At 62.8% G+C, this 12,668-nt stretch carries 12 protein-coding genes and 1 pseudogene; 5 read left to right on the top strand and 8 right to left on the bottom strand.

Going from position 1 to position 12,668, the window contains the following annotated elements:
* Positions 1–24: 24 nt before the first annotated feature.
* Positions 25–774, bottom strand: a complete 750-nt coding sequence (locus tag AB5975_21610; GenBank protein XDR19125.1) for a FadR/GntR family transcriptional regulator — start codon at positions 772–774, stop codon at positions 25–27.
* A gap of 199 nt (positions 775–973) precedes the next feature.
* Here AB5975_21610 and AB5975_21605 point away from each other — a divergent pair, with 199 nt between their 5' ends.
* Positions 974–1,624: a DUF998 domain-containing protein gene (locus AB5975_21605; GenBank protein XDR19124.1), complete on the top strand. Its 651-nt coding sequence runs from the start codon at positions 974–976 to the stop codon at positions 1,622–1,624.
* Positions 1,625–1,698: 74 nt separating this feature from the next.
* Positions 1,699–2,028, top strand: coding sequence for a hypothetical protein (locus AB5975_21600; GenBank protein ID XDR19123.1), 330 nt, complete (start codon positions 1,699–1,701; stop codon positions 2,026–2,028).
* 79 nt (positions 2,029–2,107) lie between these two features.
* On the opposite strand, the gene AB5975_21595 is transcribed toward AB5975_21600, so the two are convergent.
* The 3 genes and pseudogenes from AB5975_21595 to AB5975_21585 form a co-directional block, all read right to left on the bottom strand.
* A complete protein-coding gene (locus AB5975_21595; protein ID XDR19122.1) occupies positions 2,108–3,028 on the bottom strand; it encodes a LysR family transcriptional regulator in 921 nt (306 codons plus the stop codon).
* Positions 3,029–3,069: 41 nt separating this feature from the next.
* A complete protein-coding gene (locus AB5975_21590) occupies positions 3,070–4,044 on the bottom strand; it encodes a quinone oxidoreductase (protein ID XDR19121.1) in 975 nt (324 codons plus the stop codon).
* 113 nt (positions 4,045–4,157) lie between these two features.
* Positions 4,158–5,371: pseudogene (locus AB5975_21585) on the bottom strand (YeeE/YedE family protein).
* Between the two features lie 138 nt (positions 5,372–5,509).
* Between AB5975_21585 and AB5975_21580 the strand changes: the two are divergent.
* Positions 5,510–6,418 (top strand): LysR family transcriptional regulator, encoded by a 909-nt coding sequence (locus tag AB5975_21580; protein ID XDR19120.1) that lies wholly within the window; start codon positions 5,510–5,512, stop codon positions 6,416–6,418.
* Here AB5975_21580 and AB5975_21575 read toward each other — a convergent pair whose 3' ends face one another.
* The gene (locus AB5975_21575; protein ID XDR19119.1) at positions 6,419–6,937 is read right to left on the bottom strand and encodes a DMT family transporter; all 519 of its coding nucleotides are present in this window, start codon (positions 6,935–6,937) and stop codon (positions 6,419–6,421) included.
* 202 nt (positions 6,938–7,139) lie between these two features.
* Here AB5975_21575 and AB5975_21570 point away from each other — a divergent pair, with 202 nt between their 5' ends.
* Positions 7,140–7,904, top strand: a complete 765-nt coding sequence (locus AB5975_21570) for a hypothetical protein (protein XDR19118.1) — start codon at positions 7,140–7,142, stop codon at positions 7,902–7,904.
* 4 nt (positions 7,905–7,908) lie between these two features.
* On the opposite strand, the gene AB5975_21565 is transcribed toward AB5975_21570, so the two are convergent.
* Positions 7,909–8,490, bottom strand: a complete 582-nt coding sequence (locus tag AB5975_21565; GenBank protein XDR19117.1) for a hypothetical protein — start codon at positions 8,488–8,490, stop codon at positions 7,909–7,911.
* Between the two features lie 225 nt (positions 8,491–8,715).
* Between AB5975_21565 and AB5975_21560 the strand changes: the two genes are divergently transcribed.
* Entirely contained in the window at positions 8,716–10,848 is a 2,133-nt protein-coding gene (locus tag AB5975_21560) for a TonB-dependent receptor (protein ID XDR19116.1), read from the top strand.
* 67 nt (positions 10,849–10,915) lie between these two features.
* Here the strand turns inward: AB5975_21560 and AB5975_21555 are convergent, their stop codons facing one another.
* A complete protein-coding gene (locus AB5975_21555; GenBank protein XDR19115.1) occupies positions 10,916–12,208 on the bottom strand; it encodes a sorbosone dehydrogenase family protein in 1,293 nt (430 codons plus the stop codon).
* On the bottom strand, positions 12,205–12,633 hold the full coding sequence (locus tag AB5975_21550) for a DUF2231 domain-containing protein (protein XDR19114.1): 429 nt from the start codon (positions 12,631–12,633) through the stop codon (positions 12,205–12,207). Before AB5975_21550 ends, AB5975_21555 begins: the two co-directional genes overlap by 4 nt.
* Between the last annotated feature and the right edge of the window lie 35 nt (positions 12,634–12,668).

Genomic DNA, 12,668 nt, shown 5'->3' with positions numbered 1-12,668 from the left:
TTGGCTGTACCGGCGACAAATGGCTCAGGCCCCTTGTGCCTCAGCCGCCTCATGCGCCTGACGCAAGCGCTCGCGGCTGTTGCTCAGGTGCATACGCATGGCCATCTTCGCCCCTTCGCTGTCCTGCCGGGCAATCGCTTCATAGATCGCCTCGTGCTCATGCATCAACCGGCTCATGTAATGCGCCTGATCATCATGGGCCAGCCGCGCCGAATTCAGCCGGGTGCGCGGAATGATACTGGTACCCAGGTGGTTGATGATATCGGCGAAGTAGTGGTTACCGCTGGCCTGGGCGATGCGCAGGTGGAACTGGAAGTCCGCCGACACCGCATCAGTGGCATGGGCGGCCCCTTCGTTGAGTTCGTCCAGCGCCGCCCGCATACCAGCCAGCGCTTCATCACTGCGTCGCTGCGCCGCCAGCCCAGCGGACTCGATCTCCAGGGCAATGCGCAACTCCAGCACCGCCAGCACTTCGCGCAGGGTGACCACAGTGGCCGGGTCGATGCGAAAGCCCCCGGTTGCCGGTGCATCCAGCACGAAGGTGCCGATGCCATGACGGGTCTCTACCTGCCCGGCAGCCTGCAGCCGCGAGATCGCCTCACGCACCACGGTGCGGCTGACGCCCTCTTCGGCCATGATCTGCGATTCGGTCGGCAGCTTGTCGCCGCGCTTGAGCTGGCCACTGCGAATGCGCTCGGTCAGCACTGTGACCAGTTCCTGGGCCAGACTGCGCGGCTTGCGCCGGGTCCTTGCCTGTACCTGCTGCTCTGTCATTGCCCTGTATTTCACCTTGAAAGACAGCGCTCATCATAGCGCAAGCGGTTGTACGATCACATACACCCGGTGCGGTATTTATTGCTCACCTTTGCAGGCCCCCAGCCCAGGAAAAACCCACAGAAGCACTGGCTCAAGCCCCGCGCAAGCCTGTACTGTGCGCCCTCACGCTCACTCATCCATGGAAGGACACCGCAGCATGAAAACCCTCGACCGCCTGTTGCTCGGCAGCGGCCTGCTGATACCCCTCTGGCTGTTGGCAGGGGTATGGCTCACCGCCCTGGCGTACCCCGGCTACGACCACCTGCAACAGGCCATGAGCCAGCTGGGTGCGACAGGCTCGCCAACCCACAGCTGGTCGCCACTGCTCAACAATTTTCCCTTGGCCGGGTTGTTCGGCCTGTTTGCCTGGGGCCTCGCCCGACGCTGGCGTGGCTCGAAGCTGGCGCTGCTGAGTGCCGGCCTGGTGTTGCTGCATGGCATCGGCAGCCTGGGAACCGGGTGGTTCCCTTGCGATCAGGGTTGCGCACCGACACAGCCATCCACCGCCCAGCAACTGCATAACCTGTCCGGCTTGCTGATGTTCCTCTCCCTGACCGTTGCCAGCGCCCTCTGGGCATGGCAGGGCAGCCGCATTGCTGGCTCGCCTGCATTTGCGCTGTTTTCTCTGGTCTGTGTAGTGCTGGCGATCGTCACCGTCATACTGATGGGCCAGGCGGCCCAAAGCGGCCAGCTGTTCGGCCTGTATCAGCGCCTGAACTATGGTGTGTCGGTGATCTGGGTCGCCAGCCTGGCGTGGATCAGCCTGCGCAAGCCTGCTGCCAGCCCGCTGCGCATGGCCATATTCTGACGGCAAATTGCTGGCCCCCAGCCACTGAAAGTGAAGGCAAACTCTTTTTCCTTTCAGACGCTTAGGACAGCAACATGCGAGTACTTCTAGCAACGATGGCCGGCTGCCTGCTGGCCACGCTCGCTTTCAGCGCCCAGGCCCGCGCACTGAGCCAGAACGATCGCCACACCTGCGGCTGGGGTGCGCAGATAGCCGCCGAGGCCCAGCAGGCCAAGCTTTCCGGGGTAACCCTGTATGCCACGCGCAAGAAGCTGCAGGTACGCAAATTCCCCAAGCCGTGGATGCGCATGACCGCCTTTGGCATTACCGAGCAGACCTACAATAGCCGCTCGCGACTCAAGCCTGCCGCGATCAAGCAGACCTACTACGAGCAGTGTGTTCAGCATGCTGTAGCAAAAAGATAATTACTTATTTATCAATAAGTTATTAACTAAACATAAAGTCATGTAGGCGTAACCTTATGCTGCGCCTACAAAGACCGTTTCAGGGCCGCCAAGGGGCGCCGCCCTTGAAACGGTCCTCCAGCCAGGCCTTGAAGGCGCCCAGGGCCGCTGTATTCAGGCGTGCGGTGGGTCGCACCAGGTAGATGCCCGCCGCCACGTCCAATTGCCATTGCGGCAGCACCCGTACTAGGTTGCCGCTGGCCAGGTCCTCGCCCATCAGCCAGTCGCCACCCGCCAAAATTCCTACACCGCGGCGCGCTGCCTCCAGCAGCGCTTCGTTGTCATTGCTGCGCAGGCTACCGGTAACCTTGACGTTTACCTGATGCGCGCCGCTCTTCAGGCGCCATTCAGGAAATGATCGTAAACCACTGAAACCTAAACAATTATGCTCAGGCAATTGTTCCGGCTCCGCAGGCACCCCATGCCGAGCGAGGTACTGAGGCGATGCGCACAGGATGCGTACGTGATCGCATAATTTCCTCGCCACCAGTCGATTGTCCGCTAGCTCACCAATGCGAATCGCGGCGTCGAAGCCCTCGCCGATCAGGTCAACGAAACGGTCGGCGTACTCGGTCTCCACCGTCACTTGCGGGTAGGCCAGCACAAAGTCGGCAAGCATCCCGCTTAACCAGCGCCTGCCCATGGCAGCCGGTAACGCCAGACGCAGGCGCCCACGCACCGTTGCAGCGCCTTCGGCAGCCTCCTGCTCCGCTTCGGCAATCAGCCGGCTTGCCTCGCGTACCTTGGCTACCAGCCGCTGTCCCTCATCGGTAAAGCGCAACTGCCGCGTGCTGCGCTCCACCAGGCGAATGCCCAGCCGCGTTTCCAGTGAGCTCAGGCGTTTCGACAGCACCGTGGGGTGGCGCTCCAGTTGTCGCCCGGCAGCAGCAAACGAGCCCTGCTCATGCAAGGCCAGCAAAGTGGCAAGTTCATCGGCGCGGCGGCTGTCGAAGGCATCCATGGCAAGGCTCGGCTCAGGGCAGTGGGGTCAAGGATCGGGCATCAGGCAGTCAGTACCAACGCGCCCTCCGACCGCCCTTGCTCCAGGTCCCCGTGGGCCTTGGCTGCGTCAGCCAGCGGGTAGCGACGCCACACCCGAGGCTGGATGATACCCTCGGCGACGGCCGTCAGCACATCGGCCGCACGCTGCTGGTACTCCTCGACCGTGCGGGTGTGGGCCGCTAACGACGGCCGGGTCAGGTACAACGAGCCCTTGGCATTGAGCGTGGCCACCTCGATAGCCGCCGGTGCACCGGAGGTGCCACCGAACGACACCAACAGGCCGCGCACTCGCAGGCTGTCCAGCGAAGCCTCCAGCGACACCTTGCCCACGCAGTCATACACCACATCCACCCCTTGCCCTTGGGTCAGCTTGCGCACCTGGCTGGCCAAGGTTGCCGCGTCGAACACCAGCACATGCTGGCAGCCTGCTGCCTGTGCCCTCGCCACACTTTGCGGGCGCGACACCACGCCGATCACCGTCGCCCCCAGGTGCCGCGCCCAAGGTGCCATCAGCTGGCCCAAGGCACCGGCTGCGCCGTATAGCAGCACTTGTGTACCCGGCCCCACGGCAAAGGTGGTTTTCAACAAGTATTGCGCCGTAATGCCCTTGAACAGCACCGCTGCGGCGGCTTCGTCCTCCAGCTGCGGCGGCAGCTTGACCAGCCGTTCGGCCGGGAACAGCCGGCCGCTGGCATAAGCGCCGACCGGCCCCATCGCATAGGCGACCCGGTCGCCGACCTGCACGTTGCGAACCCCATCGCCGAGGGCAGTGACCCTACCTGCACCTTCCAGCCCCAGGCCTGACGGCAATGCCAGCCCTGCCCCACCCTTGCGCTGCAACACGTCCAGCGGGTTCACACCCATGGCTGTCTGTTCCAGCCAGACCTGCCCAGGCCCTGGAGTTTGCACCGCCATGTGTTCGAGCTGCATGACATCGGCAGTGCCGGTGCCATTGAGAATGATGCGGGTAACCATGATCGAATCCTGCTGGATGAGTGTTCGAATCAGGCTAATCAGGTAGGAAACGTTGAACAATCAGGCGAGGTGCAGATGATTTCTGCACCCCTTGCAGCAATCAAATCAGTGCTTCAGCACCCGCCCAGTACCGCAGGGCGCCGCTCACCAGCGAAAAACAGCGGGCGCAGGCGCACGCCGACCAGGTTGCCAGCATAGGCCGCCACCAGCCACAGCCAGCCATGCACGCTGCCCGAGGCGATACCGCTGAAATACGCACCGATGTTGCACCCGTACGCCAGGCGCGAACCGTAGCCCAGCAGCAGGCCGCCAATCACTGCGGCCACCAGCGACGGCAGCGGGATCTTCAGGCTTGGCGCAAAGCGCCCGGCCAGGCCCGCCGCCAGCAACGCCCCCAGCACGATGCCCAGGTCCATCACTGTGGTGATGTCCTGCCACAACGGCGCCGCCAAGGCCTTGGCATTGGCCGGAGCCTGCCAGAACACCCAACTGCCGACATCCACACCCAACCCGTTGAGCACCTTAGCCCCCCACAGGGCGAACGCCGAGGTAATGCCCCATGGCCGCCCCGCCAGCGCCAAGGTCGCGTAGTTCAACAAGGCCAGGGCGACAGCGCCCCACAGCAATGGCCAAGGACCACGCAGGAAGCGGCGCAGGCCCTGGTGTTCGCTGGCAACCGGCGCCTCAAGCGCGCCATGCCGGCGTTTTTCCAGCACCACGGTAGCCCAGGCGATCAACCCGAATACCGCCAGGCTAACCAACAGCGCAGGCCCTACCCCCCAGGTTTGCACGATCGAGGTGGCCGGGAACGACGGCAAGGCGAACCACCAATCAGCATGATGGGTAGCGCTGACCGAGCCGATGATGAAGAACAGCAGGGTTACCAGCATGCGCGCATTACCACCCCCTACGGTGAACAGCGTGCCCGATGCGCAACCGCCGCCCAGCTGCATGCCGATGCCGAAAATGAACGCCCCGAACACCACAGAGACACCCGCCGGGCTACCAGACCGGTGACCGGGTTACCGAACAGGCTACCTGCCGAAAGCGCCGGGAAGAACAGCAGCACGGCCAAGGTCAGCATGACCATCTGTGCGCGCAGGCCTGCGCCACGTCGCTCGTTGATGAACACTCGCCAGGCCGAAGTGAAACCGAAGGCGGCGTGATACAGCGTCAGACCAAGCGCGGCGCCGACCACCAGCAACAAAACCTGCTTGAAGCCGGCATTGAAGTTGAGGAACCAGGCGCCAGCCAGCAGCAAGGTCATGGCGATAATAGGTGCGCCAAGGCGACGCGGTTCGGGTGTGGCAGTTGCGGAAAGACCCATCGGAATACTCGGATAACAGTAAAACGGACGGGGAGTATAACGCTAGACAGGTCGGCGCAGCCCTTTGTGGGGGCCATGTGGCCACATCATTTGTTAAGCTGATTCACGCCTTTAAATTCTTACAGGATCATTCACTCCATGGATGAGCTGCGCAAGATCGACCTCAACCTACTGCTCGCCTTGCACGCCCTGCTCAGCGAAAAGCACGTGACCCGCGCCGCGCTGCGCCTGCACCGCAGTCAACCGGCAGTCAGCCACGCCCTGGCGCAGTTGCGTAAACACTTCGACGACCCGTTGCTGGTACGCCAAGGCGGCGGCATGGCCCTCAGCGCCCGCGCCCAGTCGCTGGCCCAACCCCTGCAAGATGCCCTGGGCAACCTCAACGGCCTGCTGGCTACCCCGTTGTTCGAACCCGCCAGGGCCCAGCGCCGTTTCCGGCTGTCACTGTCTGACTATTCCTCGCGCCTTATCCTGCCGCCTCTGCTACGCCATCTGCGCCAGGTAGCACCCGGGGTGGACCTGGCCATCAGCCAGGCCAGCCGCGAAACGATGCTGGCCCAGTTGCTCGACGGCGAACTGGACCTGGCCCTGGGCCTGTTCCCAGACCTGCCCCAGGACATCACCGCCCAGCCCCTGTTTGCCGACCGTTTCATCAGTGTTGCCGATCGCCAGGTATTGCCCCCTCGCGGTGATCTGGCCCTGGAAGACTGGCTGGCACGCCCGCATGTGTTGATGGCCATGCGCCCGGATGCCTTCGATGAAATCGAGCGTGCACTGGCCGCCCAAGGCCTGCGCCGTCGTATTGCCTTGGCCTTGCCACACTGGAGCGCGGCAGTCGAAGTGCTGGCTGGCACCGATCTGATCCTGACGGTGGCCAGCCGCGCTGTAGGGTCGTTACGCCAACACAAGACACTGCGCCAGTTCACGCCGCCACTGGCTATTCCCTCATTCGACTACCAGCAGGCCTGGCACAGCCGCAAGGACAGCGACCCTGGGCACCGCTGGCTGCGCGAAACCGTGTGGGCCTGCAGCCAGCCAGGGCGCTGATCAGTTTTCCTGCTGCTTCACCGGTACCGTGGAATCGGCCGATGGCGCCGGCGCCCATGTACCCTGCACCAGCAGCACACCGCACAGGATTAGCACTACACCCGCTACCCTGGCCAGGCTGAGCGGCTTACCGCCCAGCCCCATTACCCCGAAGTGGTCGGCGAGCACCGCTGTGATGATCTGCCCGGCCACCACCAGCACCAGGAACCCCGCCGCGCCCAGTTTGGGAGTAAGTGCTGCGGCACCGGCCACATACATCGCCCCCAGCACTCCCCCGACCCAAAGCCACCATGGCCCCTGCAGGGCCTTGTCTAGGTCTGGCACTGGCACTCTGAGGATCAACAGCGCGGCGACAACCACCAGCGAACTCACCGTCAACGACGTGAATGCCCCCCACAGCCAGTGCCCCAACGCCCGGCCGACGGCGGCATTACCTGCGGCCTGGAACGGCAAAACTGCCCCGGCTAGCAACGCCAGGGCAAAGGGAAGCACCAGAAGACACAGGGTTTTACTGAACATGGCAATCCTCATCGCTGACCAATATTCACGCCATGATCGAAAATTCCCCAAACTTATGGAAATCGAAAACATGCACGCACACTATTCGCCAGGCGCATGAATAGATACGTTCTCTACCTATTGAGCTAGGCTCCTGTCCCGTCGCGACACCCAAGGGCCTCGCTACGAGCAAACCTAAAGCTGATGTGATGGAACACATTCGATGACAGATGAACGCAAAACCCTGCTTGATCTAGGGCAGTTACCAACCCGCAACCTCGCCGAATGCCTGGCGGTGGACCAGAGAGCCCTGGTCGGCTCGTTGGCCACCCTGCTGCCAGCCACGCTCATCGACGATTTGACCGCCTGCGCTGAAGACACAGCCTCGTTGGGCCTGTCGAAGAAGATCGCAGCCATCGGGCTGGCGCTGGGGCAATGGTTGGAGCAGGCCGCCTCGCCGATGCGCGAGCAAGTGCTGGCGCAGTGCAGCTCGCATGCTTCCGATACCGTGCGCAGCTGGGCGGCCTTCGCCCAAGCGCATTTATCGCGCACGCAACTGCTGGAGCCTGCACTGCTGGCACAGTTGCGATTCGCTCGCGATGAGCATTTTGGCGTACGCGAGTGGGCGTGGATGGCCTTGCGCCCACGCCTGGCCCAAGAACTGGACGCAGCCCTCGCACTGCTCGGGCCTTACGCCGGCGACCTGAACCCGCTGGTAAGGCGCTTCTGCATCGAGGTGCTACGCCCACGTGGGGTGTGGTGCGAGCACATCAACGCACTCAAGCAAACGCCTGAAGCGGCTGAGCCGCTGCTGGTACCGCGCCTGGCAGAAGCTGACAAATACGCTCAGGACTCGGTCGCCAACTGGCTCAATGACGCCAGCAAGACCCGCCCGGATTGGGTGATCCAGCTGTTCGTGCGCCATCCGCCGTCATGCAAGGCATCACGACGGATACATACACGGGCAACCCGCAGCCTACCTCGATGAATGCTCAGCGCGAGGTTTCAATGCGCAGCACTTCGGTGTAGATCGCGTCGACCGTCTGGCCAACCTTGAGGTTCTTCATGCGCGCCTGCAGGTCTGGGTTCTCGACCTTGACGACCTGCAGCTTGCCCTCTGGTGGCAGCAGGCTCACCTCATGCTGCTTGAGGTCGATCTTCTTGATCTGCGAAGTGACCCTGACCTGGCGGAATGCCTCGCCACCCGGGTTGGGGTTTTGCGCAGTGGCGCGAATGGTCCCCGACTCCTCACTGGCCTTCGGCGCCCCACCCACATTGGTGTTGAGCACATAAGCCACGGCACGGGTGACGAAGATGTCGACCTGGTCGCCCACTTTGAGATTAGGCAGGGCCTTGGCCTTTTCCGTGAGCTGGAACGTCACATCCTTCTTGTTATCAGGGCCCTTCACCGTCACCTGGCGGTTGGCCAGGTCGATGGCTGTGACTTGCGTGGTGACGTGGCTTTCCAGTGCCTCGCTGGCAATCGGGATATCAGCAGCGTGTGCCGTGAGGCTGGCAGCGGAAACCAGTGTGGCCAAGGCAACTGCACGAGCGAGAGAACGAATCGGGTTCATAGGCCTGCTTCCATGTGATCAAGACCAAAAAAGGGCGCGAAAGGCTCACGCGCCAACAAGCATAGACGTTGCCCACCACCCTGCCCGCACACATCCGCTGCGACCGGTTTCGCCTCCTTCTCGCCACCCCACGCTTGTAATAGCAAATGCGAACTCTTTACACTTGCTTTACATTTACAAATCATTACTATTCGTGACCTCGAAAACAACAAAGAGTCACCTGTAATGGCAAAAAGGTCCGTTGCCCCAGCATCCATTTCCATGCTGGGCCTGCTGGTTGTGCCTGCTGTTCACGCTGCCGTTCAAACCCAAGCGCAGGGTAGCCTCGCCCTGCCCGCCACTGCCGTCACCAGCGCCTACGAGCAGCAAAGCTACAAGGCCAGTGAAAGCCGCAGCGCCATGAAGATCGACGCGCCGCTGCGTGATATCCCGCAAACCGTCAACGTCGTGCCCGAAAGCGTAATCAAGGATCAGGGCGCGCAGTCCATGGAGGACGTGCTGAAGAACGTGCCCGGCATCGGCCTGTCCAACGGCGACGGCCAGCGCGACCAGGTGACCATCCGCGGCTTCAGCGCCATTGGCGACATGTACATCGACGGCGTGCGCGACGATGCCCTGTACTTCCGTGACCTGTCCAACGTCGAGCGTGTCGAGGTGATCAAGGGCCCAGCCGCCGTGCTGTATGGCCGTGGTTCTTCTGGCGGGCTGATCAACAGCATCAGCAAGAAGCCAAGCTTCACGCCCAAGCGCGAAGTGGGCATGAGCTTCGACAGCGAAGGCAAACGCCGCACGCAGTTCGACACCGGTTGGGCCGACCCGCAAAGCAACCAGGCCTACCGCGTAACCGGCGCCTTCGAAGACAGCGACACCTTCCGCGACGATGGCTATATCGACCGCAAGGCCATCGCGCCGTCGGCCTACTTCCGCCTCTCGGACGACCTGGAACTGAACCTGGGCGCCACCTACCTGTACGACAAGCGCCTGATCGACTTCGGCATCCCGGCCCTGGGCAACCGCCCGGTGGATGTCGATCGCGACAAGCGCTTCGGCTCTGGCGATGCCGACCAGGACTACGCCCGCAGCGAGGTGTTCTCGCTGACCGCCAGCCTGGACTACCGCATCAACGACAGCTTCACGCTGACCAACACCAGCCGTTACTACCGCTACGACCTGGACCGCAACAACACCCTGGCCGACAGCAGCCCGACACGCTTCGTCACTGCGCCCAACGGCGAATTGCTGGTCAAGCTCAACCGTGGCAACGTTGCCCGTGACGAGTACGGTGTATTCAACCAGACCGAACTCAAGCAGCAGGCGCAAGTGGCCGGCATGCAGCACAACCTGCTGTATGGCGTGGAAGTGGGCTTGCAGGACAAGTACCAGCGCGTGCTGAGCCAAAACAATGTGGCCCAGGTGCCGGTGTACCGCGACGCCCTGGTGCCGGTGCCAGACCATGCCGCCAACCTGTCGTCCAAAGGCACCAACTTCCAGCAGACCACCGGTTTGTACCTGCAGGACATGATCGAGCTTAACGAGCACTGGAAGGCCCTGGTGGGTGTGCGTTATGACATCTTCGGCCAGGAGTACGACGACGACCGCGTGCAGAACGTCGACCTCGACCGCACCGACAAGACCTGGAGCCCGCGCGCCGGCCTGGTCTATCAGCCGGACACCATCCAGTCCTACTACGTGTCGGTCAGCCGCAGCTACCAGCCTTCGGGCGAAGTGTTCGCGGTCAGCCCGACCAACCAGCATCTGGAGCCGGAAGAAACCACCAACTATGAAATCGGCGCCAAATGGGACCTGCTCGACAGCCGCCTGTCGCTGACCGCTGCGGTGTTCCGCCTTGAGCGCACCAACATGAAGACTGCCGACCCGGCCAACCCCAACCTGACCGTACTGGCGGGCGAGCAACGTACCGATGGTTTCGAAGCCACCGTCAGCGGGCAGCTCTCGGACAAGTGGCAAGTCTACGCCGGTTACGCCTACCTGGATGCCGAGATCACCAAGTCGAACAGCAAGACCAATGGCGTGGCCAATGAAGGCCAGACCCCTACGCTGACGCCGCGTAACAGCGCCAACATCTGGCTGGTGCGCACCCTGACCCCAGAGTGGCGCGTGGCTGCCGGTGCCAACTACGTCGACGAGCGCTACACCGCGCTCGACAACGTAGTGGTGATGCCGGGCTACACCACCTTCGACGCCGCACTGCTGTACAGCGTGCCGCAGTGGGATGCCGCGCTGCGCCTGAAGAACGCCTTCGACCGTGACTACTATGCCTCGGCGCACGGCTCGGTGGACCTGGTTACGCCAGGGGCACCACGGACGCTGGAAGCCAGCTTCAACTACCGCTTCTGAAGCGCTGCGCGATCCGTGTAGACGCTGTCGCGCAAGCCCAGCGGATCGCGCAACCCCGGTAGTTCATTCAGCGATTGCGCGTCACCCGCCAAACCGTATTCGCCAAATCATCGGCAATGATCAACGCCCCACGGGGGTCCACTGTCACCCCCACCGGCCGTCCACGGGTCTTGCCATCCTCACCTCGGAACCCCATGGCGAAGTCGATCGGCTCTCCCGCAGGCTTGCCATTGCTGAACGGCACGAAAATCACCTTGTAGCCCACCGGGTCAGGTCGGTTCCAGCTGCCGTGCTCGCCCACGAAGACACCGTCGGAAAACCCATCCCCCATGGCCGGTATCGAGAAGTCGACACCCAGGGCAGCCACATGCGAGCCCAGGCTGTAATCCGGCTTGATCGCCGCTGCCACCTTGCCTGGGTTCTGCGGCCGCACCCGGTCATCCACGTTCTGTCCCCAGTAGCTGTAAGGCCAACCATAGAAGCCGCCCTCACGCACCGATGTGAGGTAATCCGGCACCAGGTCGGGGCCCAGTTCATCCCGCTCGTTGACCACCGTCCACAACTGCCCGGTCTGCGGCTGAATGGTCAATGCCGTCGGATTGCGCAGGCCGGTGGCGTAGGGCCGGTGCGCACCGGTTTCGGCATCGACCTGCCAGACCATGGCCCGATCGATCTCGACCTCCAGGCCGCGCTCGGTGATATTGCTGTTCGAGCCTATGCCCACGTACAGGTAACGACCATCCGGGCTGATGGTCAGCGCCTTGGTCCAGTGGTGGTTGATCTCGGCCGGCAGGTCGGTGACCTTGGTGGGCGAGCCTTCGGCCTGGGTCTGGCCTTCCTTGTAGTCGAAGCGCACCAGCGCATCCTGGTTGGCCACATACAGCTTGCCGTCGGCAAACGCCAAGCCGTAGGGGGCGTTGAGGTTTTCCGCGAACACGGTCTGCACCTCATAGGTGCCATCGCCGTCGGCATCACGCAGCAAGGTCAGGCGGTTGCCGCCCTTTACCTGCGTGTTGCCCTTGGCCTTGATCTGGCTGGCAATCACGTCCTTGGGCTTGAGCTTGGCCGCACTGCCACCCCTGCCCTCGGCTACCAGAATGTCACCATTGGGCAGCACCAGGCTCTGCCGCGGAATCTTCAGGTCAGTGGCAATGGCCGTGACGCTGAAACCCTCCGGCACGGTCGGTTTCTGTTCACCCCAGGCAACCGGCTGCGCAATCTTCATGCTCGGCAGCAAGCCGCGCTGCGGCTCCGGCAGCTTCGGGTCTGGGCCGTGGGCCTGGGTCGGCTCACCGTCGCCACCACAGGCACCAAGCGCCAGCGTCAGGCTCAACAGGGTCAATGCATGTAAAGGCTTCATGCCGCACCTCCCGAACGCAGGTTGCTCAAGCCGGTCCATGCAGCCACTACCGCAAGCACGGTCACGATCACCGACAACACCAGCCCCGACGGCATCACTGCCCAAGCGTCCTTGGCATGCTCAAACGCATTGACCAGCCCAAGCAGCCAGGTCACCAGCAGCAGCGCGAAGTAAAGCGTTGCGCGCCCGCCCTTGTGCTCGGCGCGGATCAGGTTGGCCAACGCGAAGAGCAGTGCCAGCCCGCAGAACACCAAAGCACCGGCGATCAGCCAGGCGGCGAAGTTACTCCACTGGATTTGATAACTGTTGTAGTAGGCGATATCGCTCAGTAGCGCACCCAGAAACAACGGCACACTGCCGGCCAGCAACAAGGCGTGCAGCGGGCTGGGTGTACAGCGGTAGAAATTTTGGTCAGATGCGGTCACGGTGCCTCCTTTTCATTCAGTGACCCGGGGCTGAT

The organism is Pseudomonas putida, assembly GCA_041071465.1.
In the GTDB taxonomy this organism is placed as follows: domain Bacteria; phylum Pseudomonadota; class Gammaproteobacteria; order Pseudomonadales; family Pseudomonadaceae; genus Aquipseudomonas; species Aquipseudomonas putida_P.
Note: the sequence above shows the minus strand (reverse complement) of the source record. Positions and strands in the feature narration are given on the sequence as shown.

Coding starts and splice junctions, on each gene's coding strand:
- AB5975_21610 (XDR19125.1), bottom strand. CDS start 774: ATGACAGAGCAGCAGGTACAGGCAAGGACCCGGCGCAAGCCGCGCAGT.
- AB5975_21605 (XDR19124.1), top strand. CDS start 974: ATGAAAACCCTCGACCGCCTGTTGCTCGGCAGCGGCCTGCTGATACCC.
- AB5975_21600 (XDR19123.1), top strand. CDS start 1,699: ATGCGAGTACTTCTAGCAACGATGGCCGGCTGCCTGCTGGCCACGCTC.
- AB5975_21595 (XDR19122.1), bottom strand. CDS start 3,028: ATGGATGCCTTCGACAGCCGCCGCGCCGATGAACTTGCCACTTTGCTG.
- AB5975_21590 (XDR19121.1), bottom strand. CDS start 4,044: ATGGTTACCCGCATCATTCTCAATGGCACCGGCACTGCCGATGTCATG.
- AB5975_21580 (XDR19120.1), top strand. CDS start 5,510: ATGGATGAGCTGCGCAAGATCGACCTCAACCTACTGCTCGCCTTGCAC.
- AB5975_21575 (XDR19119.1), bottom strand. CDS start 6,937: ATGTTCAGTAAAACCCTGTGTCTTCTGGTGCTTCCCTTTGCCCTGGCG.
- AB5975_21570 (XDR19118.1), top strand. CDS start 7,140: ATGACAGATGAACGCAAAACCCTGCTTGATCTAGGGCAGTTACCAACC.
- AB5975_21565 (XDR19117.1), bottom strand. CDS start 8,490: ATGAACCCGATTCGTTCTCTCGCTCGTGCAGTTGCCTTGGCCACACTG.
- AB5975_21560 (XDR19116.1), top strand. CDS start 8,716: ATGGCAAAAAGGTCCGTTGCCCCAGCATCCATTTCCATGCTGGGCCTG.
- AB5975_21555 (XDR19115.1), bottom strand. CDS start 12,208: ATGAAGCCTTTACATGCATTGACCCTGTTGAGCCTGACGCTGGCGCTT.